At 67.8% G+C, this 18,217-nt stretch carries 14 protein-coding genes; 6 read left to right on the top strand and 8 right to left on the bottom strand.

What is annotated here, in order from left to right:
• Positions 1–130: 130 nt before the first annotated feature.
• The 3 genes from HZZ10_RS00810 to HZZ10_RS00800 all read right to left on the bottom strand — a co-directional run bounded on the left by HZZ10_RS00810 (position 131) and on the right by HZZ10_RS00800 (position 7,138).
• A complete protein-coding gene (locus HZZ10_RS00810; RefSeq protein WP_179912063.1) occupies positions 131–514 on the bottom strand; it encodes an SHOCT domain-containing protein in 384 nt (127 codons plus the stop codon).
• A 273-nt stretch (positions 515–787) separates the two neighbouring features.
• Positions 788–2,590, bottom strand: a complete 1,803-nt coding sequence (locus HZZ10_RS00805; protein ID WP_179912062.1) for a sigma-70 family RNA polymerase sigma factor — start codon at positions 2,588–2,590, stop codon at positions 788–790.
• A gap of 141 nt (positions 2,591–2,731) precedes the next feature.
• On the bottom strand, positions 2,732–7,138 hold the full coding sequence (locus tag HZZ10_RS00800) for a CLIPPER-2 domain-containing protein (RefSeq protein ID WP_179912061.1): 4,407 nt from the start codon (positions 7,136–7,138) through the stop codon (positions 2,732–2,734).
• A 638-nt stretch (positions 7,139–7,776) separates the two neighbouring features.
• On the opposite strand from HZZ10_RS00800, the gene HZZ10_RS00795 reads away from it, so the two are divergent.
• A complete protein-coding gene (locus tag HZZ10_RS00795; protein WP_179912060.1) occupies positions 7,777–8,520 on the top strand; it encodes an RNA polymerase sigma factor in 744 nt (247 codons plus the stop codon).
• Positions 8,521–9,969: 1,449 nt separating this feature from the next.
• On the opposite strand, the gene HZZ10_RS00790 is transcribed toward HZZ10_RS00795, so the two are convergent.
• Entirely contained in the window at positions 9,970–11,793 is a 1,824-nt protein-coding gene (locus HZZ10_RS00790) for an ABC-F family ATP-binding cassette domain-containing protein (protein WP_179912059.1), read from the bottom strand.
• Positions 11,794–12,243: 450 nt separating this feature from the next.
• Between HZZ10_RS00790 and HZZ10_RS00785 the strand changes: the two genes are divergently transcribed.
• The 4 genes from HZZ10_RS00785 to HZZ10_RS00770 all read left to right on the top strand — a co-directional run bounded on the left by HZZ10_RS00785 (position 12,244) and on the right by HZZ10_RS00770 (position 14,368).
• Positions 12,244–12,609, top strand: a complete 366-nt coding sequence (locus tag HZZ10_RS00785; RefSeq protein ID WP_056134996.1) for a hypothetical protein — start codon at positions 12,244–12,246, stop codon at positions 12,607–12,609.
• A gap of 85 nt (positions 12,610–12,694) precedes the next feature.
• Complete coding sequence (locus HZZ10_RS00780; RefSeq protein ID WP_179912058.1) at positions 12,695–13,270, top strand: GTP-binding protein; 576 nt, start codon at positions 12,695–12,697, stop codon at positions 13,268–13,270.
• Positions 13,267–13,716, top strand: a complete 450-nt coding sequence (locus HZZ10_RS00775) for a roadblock/LC7 domain-containing protein (RefSeq protein ID WP_228086722.1) — start codon at positions 13,267–13,269, stop codon at positions 13,714–13,716. Before HZZ10_RS00780 ends, HZZ10_RS00775 begins: the two co-directional genes overlap by 4 nt.
• Positions 13,717–13,888: 172 nt before the next feature.
• Complete coding sequence (locus HZZ10_RS00770) at positions 13,889–14,368, top strand: hypothetical protein (RefSeq protein WP_056134991.1); 480 nt, start codon at positions 13,889–13,891, stop codon at positions 14,366–14,368.
• Positions 14,369–14,379: 11 nt separating this feature from the next.
• On the opposite strand, the gene HZZ10_RS00765 is transcribed toward HZZ10_RS00770, so the two are convergent.
• Positions 14,380–14,841: an aminoacyl-tRNA deacylase gene (locus HZZ10_RS00765; RefSeq protein WP_179912057.1), complete on the bottom strand. Its 462-nt coding sequence runs from the start codon at positions 14,839–14,841 to the stop codon at positions 14,380–14,382.
• Positions 14,842–14,973: 132 nt separating this feature from the next.
• On the opposite strand from HZZ10_RS00765, the gene HZZ10_RS00760 reads away from it, so the two are divergent.
• Entirely contained in the window at positions 14,974–15,519 is a 546-nt protein-coding gene (locus tag HZZ10_RS00760) for a DUF1990 domain-containing protein (protein WP_179912056.1), read from the top strand.
• A gap of 25 nt (positions 15,520–15,544) precedes the next feature.
• On the opposite strand, the gene rbsD is transcribed toward HZZ10_RS00760, so the two are convergent.
• From rbsD to HZZ10_RS00745, 3 genes are read right to left on the bottom strand one after another with little or no spacing between them, the layout of a single operon-like run.
• The gene (gene rbsD / locus HZZ10_RS00755; protein ID WP_179912055.1) at positions 15,545–15,928 is read right to left on the bottom strand and encodes a D-ribose pyranase; all 384 of its coding nucleotides are present in this window, start codon (positions 15,926–15,928) and stop codon (positions 15,545–15,547) included.
• Positions 15,925–17,160 (bottom strand): ribokinase, encoded by a 1,236-nt coding sequence (locus tag HZZ10_RS19975; RefSeq protein ID WP_308507447.1) that lies wholly within the window; start codon positions 17,158–17,160, stop codon positions 15,925–15,927. The genes rbsD and HZZ10_RS19975 overlap by 4 nt, the downstream gene beginning before the upstream one ends.
• The gene (locus HZZ10_RS00745) at positions 17,157–18,116 is read right to left on the bottom strand and encodes a substrate-binding domain-containing protein (RefSeq protein ID WP_179912054.1); all 960 of its coding nucleotides are present in this window, start codon (positions 18,114–18,116) and stop codon (positions 17,157–17,159) included. Before HZZ10_RS00745 ends, HZZ10_RS19975 begins: the two co-directional genes overlap by 4 nt.
• Positions 18,117–18,217 lie beyond the last annotated feature (101 nt).

The raw sequence follows: 18,217 nt of genomic DNA, 5'->3' as shown, positions 1-18,217 counted from the left end.
CCGTCGACCTCGCTCAGCTCACGATCTCCCGAGGTCGACGGAAGGGCTGAGCCTCAGAGAGACTCAGCCCTTCCGTCGACCTCGACCCTAGGAGGGTTGCGGTGCGGCCCGAGGGAGTCCGTGCCGCGGCTCAGGCGCTGGCCGCGAGCGATCTCGCCTTGAGGGTCTCGAACTCCTCCTGGGTAATGGTGCCGTCGGCTAGCAGCTGGGCGCCCGTGGCGATCTCGGCTGCAGGGTTGCGGCCTGCTGCCTGGCGGATGTAGCTGTCGACCTCCCGCTGGGCCGCCGCCGCAGCCTTGGCATCGTTCTCCGCGATGTCACGCGAGTGCAGCACCATGTAGACGAGCGCTGTCAGGAACGGCACGAAGACGAGGAAGACGAGCCAGACCGCCTTCCACACCCCGCTGTGCTTGTTCTCCCGGAAGATGTCGCGGACCACCGCGAAGAGGATGAACAGGTAGGAGATGAAGACGAAGGACACGAAGATCAACCAGACAACATTCCAGAAGCTCATGATGGAACCTTTCTCTCGACGTCTCCGGTCACCTCTGTGGGCCGATCGACGTACAACGTGAAAAATCTGATGTCACGAGGGTCGCCCCGTCGTCCGGGTACGACGCGTGGAACGAGAGGGAGACAGGTGCGCTCACCGCGAGGACGCCCCTCGCAGTCAGACTGTGCACAGACCAGAGAGCACCGCGGGCGTGGACTGCCCTGCAGGGCATCCGCCCGCCAGCATCGACACGCCCATTCCTGTCAGCACGCGAAGGACTCCAGCAATAGTTCATCACTGAGCCGTAGCCCTGGAGATTCGTGCGCGTCGGACGAGGGAGGTACCGACAGTCGCAAGGACGAAGGCGCTCGCAAGAGCCACCGTGATCGACGCGCCCGTGGTGCTCAACCATGACCTCTCTGGGTTCTTGGTGGTGCTGGTAGAGAGGACGACGGTGGCCTGGCCTTCCACCTGGACCACAACCATCGGATACCCTGACGGGCTGGCATCTGCGGTGTTCGCTCGGACAGTGGCGGTGTTGACGACCTGACCGCGGTCCGCGTCGACCGGGGTGACCATGTACGGGTCTTCTGCGGCGCATCGCACCGTGGCCCCGGGCTCGAGAGTTCCAGCCGGGCAGGCTACAGCGCCTGCGAGCGGGTCCTCGATGGTCACCTCTGCGAGGGGGAGCGCACCAGTGTTGGTGACGGAGAAGGTGTAGTCGATGGTCTCGCCGGCAGTGGCGAGTCCGTCGGCGTTGATGTCGTCGAGAGTTGCAGTCTTCGTGAGCGACAGCGCTGGACCACGGCCAGTCGAGGTTCTTGCCTGTGCCGTCGGTTGCTGGACCGGCGGCGCACCGTCCGGGACGGTGCCGTGCCCGGTGGCCGTGTTGACGAGCTCACCGCCGCTGGGCACGTCCCGCGGCACCTCGCTGTTGAGGCCTTGAGAGCTGAAGACGACCTTCCCTCGTCCTACTGGGGTCCCTGAATCAGCCTGCTGAGGAGACGCACCGTGTGTCGGCGCAGGTGGATCGCCCTGCACAAGAGTGCTGGGGGGCGCGGACTCGGTAGGCACGAGTGTGGTGGGACGAGTCGGCGGGATACCAGAGGGCTCGTCGCCAACCTCGGTCGAGGTACTCGAAGGCGCAGGCGCGTCTCGCGGAGACCGCAGCGCGGACAGTGCTGCAGTGAGCACACCAAGCAGACCGAGGAAGACGACCAGGACGAGAAGAACCCGCACCACGACACGACGCGTCGAGACCGACTGTGCGGACGCGGGAAGCCAGAAGCCGTCTGCCAAGGTCCCGGGCATCTCGATAACGGGAGATGTCACGGGCGAGAGCTGGTCGAGACTGACGCCAAGAAAGACGGGCAGCAGAACAGCGCGCAGACCTGACGCCACCTGGCCCGCCTCGAGGATCAGCGGTGTGCAGTGGGCACAGGATGCGATGTGGTCGTCGAATCTCGCCTGATTCGTGGCGCTGAGCCTGCCACGGGAGTTCTCGCTGATGCGGGTGACCGCCCAGCCGCACTCCTCCGGGACTGTCGAGGTGTCGAGGTGAGCCTGGATCCACGCCTGCTTGAGACCTTCACGCGCGCGCAACGCCAGGACCGATACCGCTGCGGGGCTGATCTGCATGATCTCCCCGATCTGGGACGCGGGAAGGTCCTCTACCTCTTGGAGCCACAGGACTTCACGCCAACGAGCACCGATCGTCCGGAACGCTCGGATCAGGAGATCGGCGTCCCCCACTCGGTCAGTCTCGTCGTCCACCGCGACTGCTGCCAAGAGGTCTTCGGAGTCAGTGGGCGGGTTCTGGCGGCTGCGCCGGTAGGTCGCAGACCGGATGGCTTGGTAGATATAGGGACGGAAGGCGTCGCGGGGACCGTGCCCGCGGACGATCGCCTGGTACGTCTGGGTAAAGGCCTCCTGGACGACGTCGTCCGCGTCGGAAGGCGGGGCGAGCCGTCGAGCATACCGTCGAGCCTCTGCCTCGTACCTGTGCCAGAGCACTGTGAAGCCCGACTGAGCACCAGCCCGCGTCACGTCGAGGAGCTCGACGTCTGAGAGGGAGTCGATGGAGATGTCTTCGGTCATTCCGGGAACCTCGGGTAGTTCGACGACGGGCCCGCCCCCTGATGCCACAGAGTGCAGGTCGTGCATGTGGGAGACGGCATGGCTGCAGGCGGGAGTGCTCCGATAGATGGAGCACACCCGCCTGCAGCCACTGGACGTCAGTCAGCGTTGCTGACTGAGTCCTTGCCTGCGTCGCCTGAACAGGTGGATTCCTGTCCCAACCAACCCGAGCGCGACAGCGATCGAGACGAGAGCAAGAGCATCAGCTCCAGTGGTCGGCAAGAATCCACCAGGCGCTGAGGGGCTCGTCGGAACCGGTGTCGGTGTGGGCGTCGGTGCCGGTGTCGGAGCAGCAGGGATAGGCCCAGTGGGTGTCACGACGGTGTCGGTCGGCGGGACGATCGGGTCGACACCGGGCGGCGTGGCGCCACCCCCTGTTGCGGTGTTGGTGATCTTGCCCGCCAAGACATCGGCTGCGGTCACCGTGTAGGACGTATCCGCTGCACATTCCACCGACTGACCTGGAACCAGGATCGTCATAGTGCACGTGACGGAGCCAACCATGGGATCGTCCACCCCGACGTCGGTCAAGGTGAGATTGCCGGTGTTGGTCAAGATGAAGGTGTAGTCGATCGTCTCGCCGGCATCTGCCAGACCGTTGCCGTTGGTGTCGTTGAGGTGATCAACCTTCACCAAGCTCAAACCGCCCAGAGCCGGCGGTGTGGGCGTGGTCTCGGTGTCGGTGGGGGGCACGATCGGATCCACCCCTGGCGGCGTCGTGGCGCTGCTTGTAGCGACGTTGACCACGCCACCGTCGATGACGTCCTGCTCAGTGACCGTGTACGCGTTATCGGCCGTGCACGTCACCGACTCACCCGGAGCCAACGTCGTCGGGTCACACGTGACCGGACCAGCCTTCGGGTCATCCACCGACACATCCGACAGAGACACGTTGCCCGTGTTGGTCAGCACGAAGCTGTAGTCGATCGTCTCCCCCGCATCAGCCAGGCCGTTGGAGTTCGCGTCATTGAGCGAGGCGACCTTGTCCAGGGAGAGACCAGCACCAACAACCGGCGTCGGCGTGGTCTCGGTGTCGGTCGGCGGGACGATCGGGTCCACATCAGGAGGCGTCGTCGCGTTGCCAGTAGCGACGTTGACCACGCCACCGTCGATCACGTCCTGCTCGGTCACCGTGTAAGGAGAATCGGCCGTGCACGTCACCGACTCACCCGGAGCCAAAGTGGTCGGGCCACACGTGACCGGACCAGCCTTCGGATCCTCGACGGAAACGTCAGCGAGGGTGACGTTGCCGGTGTTGGTCAGCACGAACGAGTAGTCGATCGTCTCACCAGCATCAGCCACACCGTTGGAGTTCGCGTCATTGAGCGAAGCGACCTTGTCGATCGAGAGACCAGCACCAGCAACAGGGGTCGGCGTCGTCTCGGTGTCGGTCGGCGGCACGATCGGGTCCACATCAGGAGGCGTCGTAGCGTTGCCAGTAGCCACGTTCACCACGCCACCGTCGATGACATCCTGCTCAGTGACCGTGTACGGAGCATCGGCCGTGCAAGTCACCGACTGACCAGGCTCGAGGGTGGTCGGGGCGCACGTGACCGGACCAGCCTTCGGGTCATCCACAGAAACATCGGTGAGATCGATGTTGCCGTTGTTGAGCAGCACGAAGCTGTAGTCAATCGTCTCACCGACATCAGCCAGGCCGTTGGAGTTGGTGTCGTTGAGCGAGGCGACCTTGTCCAGAGCCATGCTCGGTCCGGCCACGGGTGTGGGGGTCGTCTCGGTGTCCGTCGGCGGGTCGATCGGGTCCACACCGGCAGGGGTGATCGCAGATGCAGTGGCCACGTTCACCACACCACCATCGATGACGTCCTGCTCAGTGACCGTGTAAGGAGCATCGGCCGTGCACGTCACCGACTCACCCGGAGCCAAAGTGGTCGGGGCACACGTGACCGGACCGGCCTTCGGGTCATCCACCGAGACACCCGTCAGGGTGACGTTGCCCGTGTTGGTCAGCACGAAGCTGTAGTCGATCGTCTCGCCCTCGTCTGCGAGTCCGTTGCTGTTGGTGTCGTTGAGCGAGGCGATCTTGTCCAGAGCCAGGCCAGCGGCGACTGCCGGTGTTGGTGTCGTCTCGGTGTCCGTGGGCGGGATGATCGGGTCGACATCAGGAGGCGTCGTCGCATTACCGGTAGCCACGTTCACCACACCACCATCGATGACATCCTGCTCGGTCACCGTGTACGGAGTATCGGCCGTGCACGTCACCGACTCACCCGGTGCCAACGTGGTCGGGTCACACGTGACCGGACCGGCCTTCGGGTCATCCACCGAGACACCCGTGAGGGTGACGTTGCCGGTGTTGGTCAGCACGAAGCTGTAGTCGATCGTCTCACCAGCATCAGCCAGGCCGTTGGAGTTCGTGTCATTGAGCGAAGCGACCTTGTCCAGGGAAAGACCAGCACCAGCAACAGGCGTCGGCGTGGTCTCGGTGTCGGTCGGCGGGACGATCGGGTCGACCCCGGGCGGGGTCGTGGCGTTGCCAGTGGCGACGTTGACCACACCGCCGTCGATGACATCCTGCTCGGTCACCGTGTACGGAGTATCGGCCGTGCACGTCACCGACTCACCAGGCGCCAACGCGGTCGGGTCACACGTGACCGGACCAGCCTTCGGGTCATCCACCGACACATCCGACAGAGACACGTTGCCCGTGTTGGTCAGCACGAACGAGTAGTCGATCGTCTCACCAGCATCAGCCACACCGTTGGAGTTCGCGTCATTGAGCGAAGCGACCTTGTCGATCGAGAGACCAGCACCAGCAACAGGGGTCGGCGTCGTCTCGGTGTCGGTCGGCGGCACGATCGGGTCCACATCAGGAGGCGTCGTAGCGTTGCCAGTAGCCACGTTCACCACGCCACCGTCGATGACATCCTGCTCAGTGACCGTGTACGGAGCATCGGCCGTGCAAGTCACCGACTGACCAGGCTCGAGGGTGGTCGGGGCGCACGTGACCGGACCAGCCTTCGGGTCATCCACCGACACATCCGTGAGGGTGACGTTGCCGGTGTTGGTCAGCACGAACGAGTAGTCGATCGTCTCACCAGCATCAGCCACACCGTTGGAGTTCGCGTCATTGAGCGAAGCGACCTTGTCCAGGCTCATCGCCGGTGCAGGAGCCTCGAGTGGAACGGTGACCTCTGAGCTGTCAGTGAGTGTGGTCCCTACGGAGTCGAGGGCGGTCACAGTCGCGGTGTTGAGCAACGTGGCGTTCTGAGCCTGCAAGCCGGTGACAACGAGCGAGCCGTCGCAGACCATCGAGGCGTCTGGGCCACCAGCGGCACCGAGGATGGCTGCAGGGCAAACGATGTTCGAGATGAGCGGGTCAGTCACCTCGATATCGGTGATCGCCTCGTCGCCGGTGTTCGTCACGACGAACTGGTAAGGAACTGTGTCGCCTACCCGGTAGGCAGCCGGCTGGGGAGTGGTGTTGTCCACCTGCTTGATGAGCGAGATCTCCCCCAAGGAATCGACGCTTGTCACCGCAACGGTGCGCACGAGGTGCACATCTCGGTCGCCTCCCGTTGAGGCGGAGAATCCGAACTTGTAGGTAGCAGGCGCCTGATCAGTCATCACGTAGGACAGGACGGTCTGGTAAGCGGTCTTGGTCCCCGTGAAATCGATCTCGACAGTCACTGTCGGGAAGTCCCCCGGGCTCACGGTCACGCGGACGTTCCGCGCAGCGGCGTCAGCATCGGCAGGGTTTGCCACCCGCAATGAGCCAGGAAGGGTTGACGGTCCTGACGGGTTGACGCGTGTCGTTGCCAAGAAGCAGTACCCCTCAAACCCGTCGCCGGGGCCTCGCAGCGTGACGGTGTTGGGGACTCGGGAGGACGGTGACGGTGTGGTGCACCCGCTGCCCAGACCGCCCGGAAAGTCGACTGCGAAGTTCCCCCAGCTGTCGAGGCCGAGCCCGAGATATCCGCCGCTGACCCCTGGGGGCCCGCCAAGCGCCTGCTCGCCCTGTCCGTAACCAAGAGCGCCGCCATCCGATCCAGTCTCGGTGAGCTCACGGGAGCCGTCTGAGAGGAAGAAGCCGATGCCGTCGGCGCCGCTGCCTCCGTACTGGGCTTGGTCGAACTCGACGATGAGTCCTGCGCTCGAGGGGAGAGCGCGGTTGAACACCATGCCGCCAGTGCGGTTGTTGGCGGCGTCCGTCAGCTGCAGCCAGCCTGGGGCCACACCGGGGGTGGGTGATCCTGTCGTGTGGCCAGCGCAGTCGCTGAGGTTCGACGCACCGGCAGGCGGCGTCGAACCCAGCACGGACGCGGTCAGGCAAGCATCGTTGAGCCCGATCGCCCGAGAGTCGAGCACTTCAGCGCCTGAGAACGTCTCGTTGAGCAGGAGGGTTCCGTCGGCGGCCTGGGCCGAGGGAGCAACAAGCGCAGCGCCGAGGCCGAACAGGGCTGTGGTAACTGCCATGAGAGATGCGCCGAAGCGCTGCCCCCTGAGTCTTCGTGCGCGGACGCGTGCCGTCATCTGAGTGCCCTTCATGAGTGCGATCCAAGTTTCGTAAGACAGAGGTCTTCCTCTTGCTAGAAGACCGGACGCGAGGCAGCACAACGACGTTCGTGCATCAGTATGGCGTGATCCGCATCACACGTCTATCATCTGCGGCGCGTAGCGGGCACTCCGCCGCCCCGCCTGCTAAATGGCTTGGACCTCCCGACGCCCAGTCGACGAGGTCGCCCTCGGCGACATCCGGGACACATCCGGCCTTAGCGCCGCTCGGTTCCTCGAGCGATCCTTGCCGACGTCAGCAGCCAGGCCCTTGCGACATCCCTCATCCCGGGGAAGACGGCCACGCCGCAAGAGTGGACCACCTGGCCGCGAGCATGACTTCGATCAGCCGCGCGCTCGCCTGAGGTGACACCTCACCGCATCAACTCGAAGCGGCTGCCTCCAGCAGGGCGCCCGCACCCTGCCCCAGGGAAAACACAGCATCACCACCGCGTCTCACGAGGGGGACGTCGACCGTCACCCATCTCACGTGCGCGGTCACGTTGTCGCCGGGCGGTTCTGGTCTTCTACCAGGTGAAGAGCACAGTCGACCTTCCGAGCTGCGCCCACGCCTCCGACCTCGGAGGACCCGTGGATGCAGCAAGCCGCCAACCAAGCGCGAGGGCGCCACCATGAAAGCGAAGTCAGTGAGCCGTGAACCCATCTCGGACGACGCGCTCACCACGCAGGCTCGGCACGGGCACCGAGCGTCGTTCACCATCCTCATGAACCGCCATCGCCTTGCTGCGACGGCGTTTGCGCGAGAGGTGATGCAGAGTCGTGTCCCGAGCGAGCTGGTCGAAACCGCGTACGACATCCTGTGGCACTCGATCGTCTCGACCTCAAGACACTCGTGGATCTTCCGTCGCCAGCTCTTCCAGACGATCCGGACCCTGGCGATCTCCCAGAACGATGCCTCCACATCGGCAAGGCAGCCTCACCGGACGAGTCCCACTGCACAACGGCTACAAGAGACGACATCAGCCGTGCGCGCCTTCCGCAGGCTCCCCCTCCCCTGGCAGGAAGCGCTCTGGTACCTCGACGTCGAGCGCATCAGCGCCACCGATGCCGCCACGTACCTCGGACTAGCCCGCAGCACCACCCGCGCGCTGCGGACCATCGCCCTCGACCAACTCAAGCAGGAATGGATCGAGATCTACTGCACGACGCCGCTGCCACTGTCGTGCGACAAGGCTGTGCAAATCATGAGAACAGAGATATTCGCATCAAGAAGATCGACGGCCCGGAGCAGTGCATTCACTCACATCAACGGCTGCCTGCGGTGCACGATCGTCCACACCCAGATCGACAACCTGATGGCCGTCATCCGCCCAGCCCTACGAAGACCGCTGTTCATACCCCTACGACACGACTAGAACCTGGCCGGCATCGGGCAAAGATCGCACGACTCTGACCGCCCCGGCCTGGCACCGAGATCTGCGAAGTCGAGGCCAGCCGCCGCGAGCAGAGGGTCGACCGGGGTGCACAGTACGGATAACAGCCCAAGCGAGTTTCCACAACCTGCACCAGCCGTCACGGTGGATTACTCAGGGAGTCGCCGTGCCCCGGCCGCCCAAGTCGACTCGTCACCGAAAATCCAACTGCAATTCTCTGAAGCTTGACGCAAGAACTTGGCAAACACTCATGCAACAAGATGCCGGCGAAGGACAGATTGATCATGCTAGAGATGCACTCCGATGAGGTCTTGGTCGAAGAAGTAAGAGTCGGCACGCGAGACGCGGCACTCGTACTGTGGCGACGCCACGCCAGAAGGAGCCGCGACGTGATATCCGAGATTTTCAAAGAAGCTCCCTCCGACCAGATCGTGCACCAAGGATTCACCAGGGTCCTTCATGAGATTGTCGAGGGGGTCGATCCGCTCGCTCCGTTCGACCTGTACCTGCGTACGACCTTGCTCTTGGATGCACACCTCGCCAGCTCGGGCACCGCACCCGTCATTCCTATCGTCCGCGCATTCTGGCTACTAGACCGACACGACCAGGCTGTACTTTGGCGATCGCTTGTCAACCCATGCTCGATGGACGGCGTCGCCATGGAGTGGGCCGAGCTCGCTCCTCGAGGTAGAGACCGCGCCGACCTCGCCGAAGGTCGCCTCTTAGAGTGTTGGCTGGGCATCCTCGGCCGCCGGTCATGGGAGGCCCTCAACTACAGAGAGGCGAACTTGGGCCTCACGCCGACCTGCCTGCAGAAATTCGATCGCCGACGGGTCGCGCGCCTCGGAGAGAATTCCCTGACGGACCCCGATCAACCCTCTCTCATGACAGATTACCGACGCTTCCCGATGAACCTGACCGAGGCGCTTTCCTCACGGACCGGAAGACCCATCGACAGATCCCCTGGAACATCTGTGGCGGACAACAGTCCTCGAGCGGGTTCGGATAGGATAGCGCCCCCTGCGTAGCGGCGCCCGGACCATGGCCTCCACGTGCTGGCCGGGCACGTCGCGCCCACACGACCGGAATGGTACGTAAACGCCGTCCTCGCTGCGTCGAGACCTGCGAACCCAAGTCACGCGATGCCCGGGGCACCTTCGCGCGATCTCCAAAATGGCCGCAAGAGCACGGCTCATCTCGTCGCCCAGGTGGTCTAGGTCTGCATGAATATGTTTCCGAGAGGGCTCGAGGCAGATCGCAGTGAACCATACTGGCTGCCCCCGTCACCGGCGGACCTGCTCATCAGTGGATCGGAACGATGAGGCTCGGGCAGGCTGGCCTTCCATCGAGTCAAACCTGTGGTCAACGCAGACCGTGGTGGTCGTGGGCGATTCTCAGTGGTCGATGGCGCGACGCTGCTCAGCGCACACATCACCCCAGCGACAGCGTCGAGCCCTTCCACGTCCTGCGGAACCATCGGTCGTGCGACGCCACGACGATCGTCCCCAACGCCGTCTTCACGGCCTCCCCGAGCTCTTCGGCGAGGCCGAGAGAGATGTGGTTGGTCGGCTCGTCGAGCAGCAGCACCTCGGGCGCCTGGGCCACGAGCATCCCGAGGACCACCCGGCGCCGCTGGCCTGTGCTGAGCTCGCGCAGCGGCCTGTCGAGGTCGTGGCGTCCGACGAGGCCGAAGTCTGCGAGGGCCTCAGACGCGCCGAGCAGCGTGAAGAGCTCCCGCGGCGACCTGACGTCGTCCTGCAGGTAGATGTCCTGCTCGAGCAGGCCCACCCCGACACCAGGCGCCTGGGTGACGGTGCCGCTCGCGGGCACGACGTCCCCCGCGAGCACGGAGAGCAGCGTCGACTTGCCGGAGCCGTTCGGCCCGGTGACCAGCAGCTTTGTTCCCGCTGTGAGGTCGAGCGACGCGATCTCGAGCCGTCCGGGAACCACTACATCGCGCAGCGACATCACGACGCCACGCCCTCCCTCGGCCGCCATGCCGTAGCTGCTGGGGCTGAAGACGAGCGGGCGGGGCGGGCGGCGGACCTGGGCGGCGCTCAGCGTGTCGATGCGCTGCTGGACGTTCCGCACGCGCCGTGACACCTGCGACTGCACACGGTCACCGCGTCGGCCGTAGGCCATCTTGTTGTTGTCGGTCGCGTCGCGTGAGTGCGAGACCTTCCGGGCCGTCGTCCCGATCGACTCGCGCAGGTCGGCGAGCTCCTCCTGCTCCTGCGCGTACTGGCGCTCCCACGCGGCACGCTCGTCACGCTTGGCCTTGCGGTACTCGCTGTACGCACCGCCGTAGAGCGTGCCGCTCGTGCCCTCTGCGGTCGGGTCGAGGTCGAAGATCTCCGTGCAGACCTCGTCGAGGAAGTCGCGGTCGTGGCTCGCGAGCACCACGGCACCCGGGATCGCCGCGACGGCCGAGGCGAGGAACCTGGCTGCGTCGTCGTCGAGGTGGTTGGTCGGCTCGTCGAGCAGCAGCGCGGCGGGCTGACGGATGAGCAGGGCCGCGAGGCCGAGCCGTGTCCGCTCGCCACCGGACATCTGTGCGACGGTCCGCCCGCGGACGTGCTCGATGCCCAGGCCGGCGAGGGTGATCTCGGCGCGGCGGTCGGCGTCCCAGACCTCGGCGGCGTCGCTGCGCGCGAGAGCCGTCGCGTAGGCGGCCTCGGCCTGCTCGCGCGCCTCCCGGGCGAGGGTGCGGGCCTCGGCGTCGGTGGTGCTGGCAGTGCCGTCGGTGCTCTCGGTGCTGGCCGTGTCACCGGCGCCGTCGATGCCGGCTGCGCTGTCCGAGTCACCAGTGTCGTCAGTGCTGATCTCCGCATCGACAGATGGCAGGGCCGCGAGCGCAGCGGCGGCCGACGCGAGGTCCGCCTCGACCGCTCGGACCTCGGCGAGGGCGTCGGCGACGACCTGCTCGACCGTCGCGGTCAGCGGGTACGGGGTCTCCTGGTGGAGGAAGCCGAGGTCGTCGGGGCGCACGACCGAGCCACGGTCGGGCTCCTGCTGCCCGGCGAGGAGGCGGAGCAGCGTCGACTTGCCGACGCCGTTCTCGCCGACGAGCCCGACCCTGTGGCCGGGTGGGACGTCGAGGTCGACGCCGTCGAGGACCGTGCGGTCGCCGTAGGCGAAGGTCACGTCGAGGGCGCGCAGCGCGACGGCGCCGGGCTCACCCTCGGAGAGGGCTGCCGCGTCGGCTGCGGCGATGAGGTCGTGCTGAGGACTCGGGGTGCTGTGCTGGTGGGTCATGGAGCTCCTACCCGCTGCGCGGTGCTCGTCCGTGCTCGTCTGTCCTCGTCGGGCGCTCGTCGACCAAGGTCGGGAGGCTCAGCAGGGGTCGGCACGTGTCGGCACTGCGGTCGGGTGCGTCGGTCGGACTGGTCCGGGGCGGCTCACATCCACATGCGACCAGTCTGCCCTGCCGGGCGGGCGGTCCGCGACGTGATTGATCGCCGGTGCGCGGTCCCCGACCGGTCTCGCGAGCGCGCGCACGGGTCGTCAGCAGAGCAGGACCGAAGGCGGAGCGGGGACCGAGCAGAACGGGAGGGGACCCGGTGTGGTCGGTCGCAGAGACACAGATCACCCGAGATTCAATCGGATTCAACTAACGCTCGGCCTCGCGCGTCCCGATGAACCTCGTGGACGGGCGCCCGGACCGCGGCCCCTGCTCTCCCCCAACACCTCGCAAGGACGTTCATCGTGACCACAGTTGACCAGACCCTCCAGGCCGCCCTCGGGATCGACGGCGCGCTCGCCACAGCACTCGTCGACTACGAGAGCGGCATGTCCCTCGGCCAGGCCGGCTCGGGCATCGACCTCGACATCGCCGCGGCCGGCAACACCGACGTCGTGCGCGCCAAGATCCGCACCATGCAGCACCTCGGGCTCAGCGGGAAGATCGAGGACATCCTCATCACCCTCGACACCCAGATCCACCTCATCCGCCTGCTGCAGAGCCAGTCGGGCAGCGGCCTGTTCCTCTACCTGGTGCTCGACAAGTCGCGCTCCAACCTGGCGATGGCCCGCCGCCAGCTGCTCAACCTCGAGCGCGACCTCGACATCTGACGCGTCGTCGACCCACGCCCCACCCCGGGACGGGCCGGCCCACGGCCGGCAACCTCCCGCTCCCCCGACGGACCGAGGACCTGACGTGACCGCGAGCGCCCCGACCAAGATCGTCGTCACCGGACCCTTCGGTGCCGGCAAGACGACCTTCGTGTCGACCCTGTCCCAGGACCCGGTGGTCTCGACCGAGCGGGCCGTGAGCGACGCGACGGTCGCGGTCAAGACGTCGACGACTGTCGCGATGGACCACGGTGGTCTGCACGTGACGCCGCCGCCGGGGGCCTCGTGGGGCGCGCACCGCGTGGGGCTCTTCGGCACGCCTGGTCAGCAGCGCTTCTCCTTCATGTGGACGATGCTGGCCCGCGACATGGACGGGTACGTCGTCCTCGTCGACGCGAGCCGCAGCGAGAGCGTCGCCCAGGCACGGGACATCGTCGCGGCCTTCGCGGACCTCGCCCCCTACGTCCCGCGCCTCGTGCTGGTGAGCCGCTGGGCCGACCCCGCGGGGACGCGAGCCGAGCTGGCCGCAGCGCTCGGCACGCCGGTCCAGTCCCTCATGCCCTGCGACCCACGCGACCTCGCCGACGCGACAGCCGCACTCCACGTGCTCCTCGACGGGGTGCAGACCCTCTCCGGACGAAAGAAGCAGCAGACCCCATGATCGTCAGACAGCACGCGCTCGGCGTCGCCGCCACGCTCCGCAGCGAGATCCCCGGCATCCGCCGTGTCCTCGTGGCGCGGACCGACGGCCTGCCCTTCTACGACGACGGTGATCCCGCGCTGCACGACAGCTCGGCCGCCGTGGTCGCGACGGTCCTCGGCATCGCCCAGCAGTCCGGCATGGCCTTCGGGCTCGAGGGGCTGGAGATGACCACGGTGCGCGGGCCTGCGGGGTCGATGGTCGTGTACGCGGTCGACGACCACCACCTGCTCGCCGTCGTGACCGAGCCGAAGGTCAACCTCGTGCTGCTCGACAGGGTGGTGCTCCGGCTCATCGCGGGGATGGTCGGCGCGGGGCCGCAGGGGGCTGGGTCTGTGGGTGCTGGGACTCAGAGGGCTGAGACTCAGGGTGCCGTCCTCCCGCGGCAGGCGGCGCACGCGCTCTGACACTGCCGTCCGGTCTCTGAGCCCCAGGCACTGCACCCGGCGCACCGAGCGTGCGGTGACCGGCAGGTCTGGAGCGCTCGCCCTACCCTCCGAGCGGGACGTTCGCCGAACCCTCACCGACTGCCGACCGGTCGTCCCCCGACCGGGGTCACGTGTCGGTCACACTTGAGCCATGCTCCGATTCAAGCGCCCCACCCGTGCAGCCGTCGCAGCCCTCGGGCTGACCACAGCGCTGACCCTGTCTGCGTGCTCCGACCTCCCCGAGGTCAACATCACGACGGAGCAGCTCACGCAGTTCGTCCAGGATGCCAAGGCGCAGGTGCAGACCATCGCGGCCGACGCGCAGACCATCGGCGCCAGCATCGGCGACCTGCCCGAGTCGGTCCGATCGACCGCCCAGGACGCCATCACCTCCGCGCAGTCTGCCGCCGGGAAGGCCACGGGCGCCCTCGAAGACGCCCAGGCCGAGGGCAGCGACGCGCGCCAGAAGCTCGACGAGGCGAAGACAGCCCTCGACGACGCGACCACCAAGCTCACCGAGCTCAAGGACGCCGCGGGCGAGAACATCACGCCCGAGGTCCAGTCGGCGATCGACGGTCTGCAGACCGAGGTCGACAGCCTCAAGGAGAAGGTCGCCGACGCGACGAGCTGACCCGAGAGCGGTCAGGCGGGGTCGGTGACGTCGGCGACCTGGGCGCCGAGGGCCTCGGCGGCGGCGCGGCCGTCGACGGTGATGCCGACGCCGTGCGTCCCTGACCCGAGCGACACCGGGCCGACGACGCGCTCGTCGGCGACGACGGGCCAGGGGTGCGTCGACCCGAAAGGTGTGATGGTCCCGCGCTCGTAGCCGGTGACGGCCTTGGCGACCGAGGCGTCGGGCATGGACATCCGCTGGACGCCGAGCAGCGCACGGAGCTTGGGCCACGAGATGGTGCGGTCGCCGGGGACCAGCACGAAGAGGTAGTCGTCCTCGGCCCGTCGGACCACGAGGGTCTTGACGATCCCGGCCGGTTCGACGCCGAGCGCCGCGGCGGCCTCGACGAGCGAGGACACCTTCCCGATCGTGCGGACGGTGTGCTCCAGCCCAGCAGCCTCGAGGGCCGCGACAGCGCGCTCAGCAGTCATCTCTCCACCCTACGACCCCGGGCACGACCCGGTGCGTCGTCCTAGCATCAGAGGACCAGCCCGACCCGTGGCTGGTCCCTCGACCCCTCGGACCGCCGTGCTCACCCTCGTCTCGTCCACGCCGGACGCACCGTGAACCGTCACAACTCCCCCGTGCCGCCCCTGCCAGCCCGCACCGAGGCCCACCTGCGTGCCGCGCAGATCACCGCACCACCCGAGCTCGCCGTCGACGCCATCCCTCCGGCCGGGTTCCGGCGCTTCTCGCACGTGGTCACCCTCGACCGCCGCGACCTCGATGCCGCCGCAGCCGAGCTGTTCTCCTGGCAGGTGCAGCGCCGTGCGGGGCTGCGCGTGCAGTCGTCCGACGCCGTGCTCGTCGTCGGGGCCGTCGTCCTCCTGCACCTGGGGGTCGGCAGGGCTGCGGTCCGGATCCCGTGCCGCGTGGTCGAGGTCGTCGACGAGCCAGGTCTGAAGAGCTTCACCTACGCGACGCTGCCCGGGCACCCGGAACGCGGTCTGGAGAAGTTCGCGCTGTCGACCGCCGACGACGGTCGGGTCAGGTTCGCGGTCTCAGCCGTCTCGCAGCCCGCGACCCGCCTGGCGAAGATCGGCGGTCCGCTCACCCGAGCCGCTCAAGACCTCATGACCCGCCGCTACCTCGCAGCGCTCAGCACCTGACCTTCGTCGGGGTCGCTCTGATCCCTCAGAACGGCACGCCGCAGCGCAGCGCGACGTTGGCCCAGGGTGTCGCCTCACCCGTGCGGACGACGAGCGCGGCGCCGGGCAAGAGAGCCTTGAGGTCCTCGTGCGGGACGAGCTGCGGGTTCAGGCCGCGCTCCTCCAACCAGTCGGTCACGACAGTCCCGGTCGACTCGCTCGCCGCGACGGACCCCTCGACGACGATCTCGTCGAGCACGGCGTCGAGCACCTGCACGAAGCTCGGCACCCCGGCGACGACAGTGACGTCGACGACCCGCGCACCCGGCGGGATCGGCGTCCCGCAGTCGACGACGAGCACGAGGTGCCCGTGGCCGAGGCGCGCGACACCAGCGGCGAGGTCGGGGTTCAGCAGCCCGGTGCGCTTCACCGTCGGTCGTCCTTCGGCTCGTGGTGGTCGGCTCCCGCGCGGGTCGCACCCACGGCTGCCTGCGCCGCGGAGGTCGCGGCGGACGCTGCACGGGCTGCGCACTGCGCGATGGTCTCGGGCAACGGGTCGCCGGCCCAGGGGTAGGACGGCTGCGCACCGCTCCCCCGGACGGCGTACGCGCCGACGCGGGCAGCGAGCCGGGCAGCCTCGACGAGGCCGTCGCCCTCGGAGAGCCTGTAGGCGAGCGCACCGACAAAGGCGTCTCCTGCGCCGGTCGTGTCGACTGCCTCGACGCGCGGAGACGGGACGAGGGTGGTCCCCGACCCGTCCGCGACGAGCGCGCCACGAGCCCCGACAGTCAGGACGACCGACGGCACGCCATGGGCGAGCAGCGCGTCGACGACACGCTGCTCGTCGTCCGCCGTGCCACGGTCGGTCTCGACCGCGGTGTCCTCAGGCTCGGTCTCCTCGGGCGCGCTGCCCGTGGTCGCGTCGTCTGTGGTCGCGTCACCTCTGGCCACGCTGTCCGGGACCTCTGCCCCAGACGACGTCACCCCCGAGGAAGCCGCCTCACCCCGACCGGAGGACGCGTCGAGCATCGCGAGCACCAGAGCCGCCTCGTGCTCGTTGACGACGAGCGGGTCGGCTGCCAGGAGCACCTCGCGGTCCACGTCGACGACGGGGGCGAGGTTCACGACGAGACGCCCCTGGGTGTGCCGGGCTGCGGCCTCGATGCCCGTCCGCGGGATCTCCCCCTGGACGACCACGACGGCCGCCCCGCCGACGAGCTCGGCGTAGGCGTCGACGACCACGTCGTCCACGGACGCGTTGGCACCCGGGATCACGACGATGGCGTTCTCCCCGTCTGCCGAGACTGTCACCTGCGCGACGCCTGTGGACCCCTCGACCGCTGTCACGGCCCCGAGGTCGACCCCGGCGGCCTGCAGGCCGGCCAGCGCCGGCTCGGCGAACTGGTCGGAGCCGACGGCCCCGACGAGGGCGGTCTGGGCTCCCAGCTGAGCGGCTGCGACAGCCTGGTTGGCGCCCTTGCCGCCGGGCAGCACGTCGAGGGTGCGCCCGAGGACGGTCTCGCCGGGGCGCGGGTGCTGGTCGACCGTGGTGAGCAGGTCGGCGTTGACCGACCCGACGACCACCACACCGGTCCGGCCGTGCGCTGCGGGTGGTCCCCCGGCCACCTCGGGCCGGGGGACGGTGCGGGTGTGCTGGTTCACGACTGGTAGTCCCCCACGTTGTCCTTCGTCACGGTCTCGACGGCCACGGGGACCTCGCTGTCGACAGTCTCCCCTGCGAGGACGTCGGCCATGAGCTCGACGGACTGGCGACCGAGCTCGCGGGGCTGCTGCGCGATCGTCGCCTCGAGGGTCCCGGACTCGACGGCTGCGAGGCCGTCGTCGGTGCCGTCGAAGCCGACCACGTGGACGTCGTCGCCGGCGCGTGCGCCGAGCGCCTGGATGGCACCGAGGGCCATCTCGTCGTTCTCGGCGAAGATGCCGACCACGTCGGGGTTGGCCTGGAGCAGGTTGGTCGCGACGTCGAGGGCCTGCGCCCTGTCGAAGTTCGCGGTCTGCATGGCGACGACCTCGATGCCCGGGTAGGCAGCGATGCCCTCGGTGAAGCCGGCGCCGCGGTCGCGGCTGGCGGAGGTGCCCGGCTGGCCCTGGAGCACGATGACCTTGCCCTGCTCGCCGATGGCCTTGGCCAGGGCGTCGGCGGCCTGGCTACCGCCGGCGACGTTGTCGCTCGAGACGAGCGAGGTGATCTCGGCACCGTTGACCGTCCTGTCGACACCGATCACGGGCAGGTCGCCCGACAGTGCCGGGGCGACGGCAGCTGCCGCGGCGTCGGAGTCGACGGCGTTGATGAGCAGCCCCTCGGTGCCTGAGGACACCGCCGAGGCGATCTGGTCGGTCTGCGCTGTCGAGTCGTTCTGGGCGTCGACGACAGTGAGGTCGATGCCGAGCTCGTCGGCCGCCTCCTGGGCGCCGTCGCGGACGTCGACGAAGAACGGGTTGTTGAGGGTCGACAGCGACAGGGTCACGGACTTCCCGGACCCTTCGTCAGAGCCGCCGCCGTCGGTGTCGCCGCGGCCGCAGGCAGCGGTGCCGGCGAGGACGAGGGAGGTGGTCAGGACTACGGCGGCGAGGCGGCCGCGGGTGGTGAACGTCATCGTTCGCTCCTTGAGGTGGGGGTGGGGAACTGCGGAGGGATGTGGGAACTGGAGAGATGGGTGGCGGCAGAGGGCGCGGAGGCGCCCCGGCCCGAGGCCCG

Origin of the sequence: Sanguibacter inulinus (assembly GCF_013415325.1) — a bacterium.
Lineage (GTDB): Bacteria > Actinomycetota > Actinomycetes > Actinomycetales > Cellulomonadaceae > Sanguibacter > Sanguibacter inulinus.
Note: the sequence above shows the minus strand (reverse complement) of the source record. Positions and strands in the feature narration are given on the sequence as shown.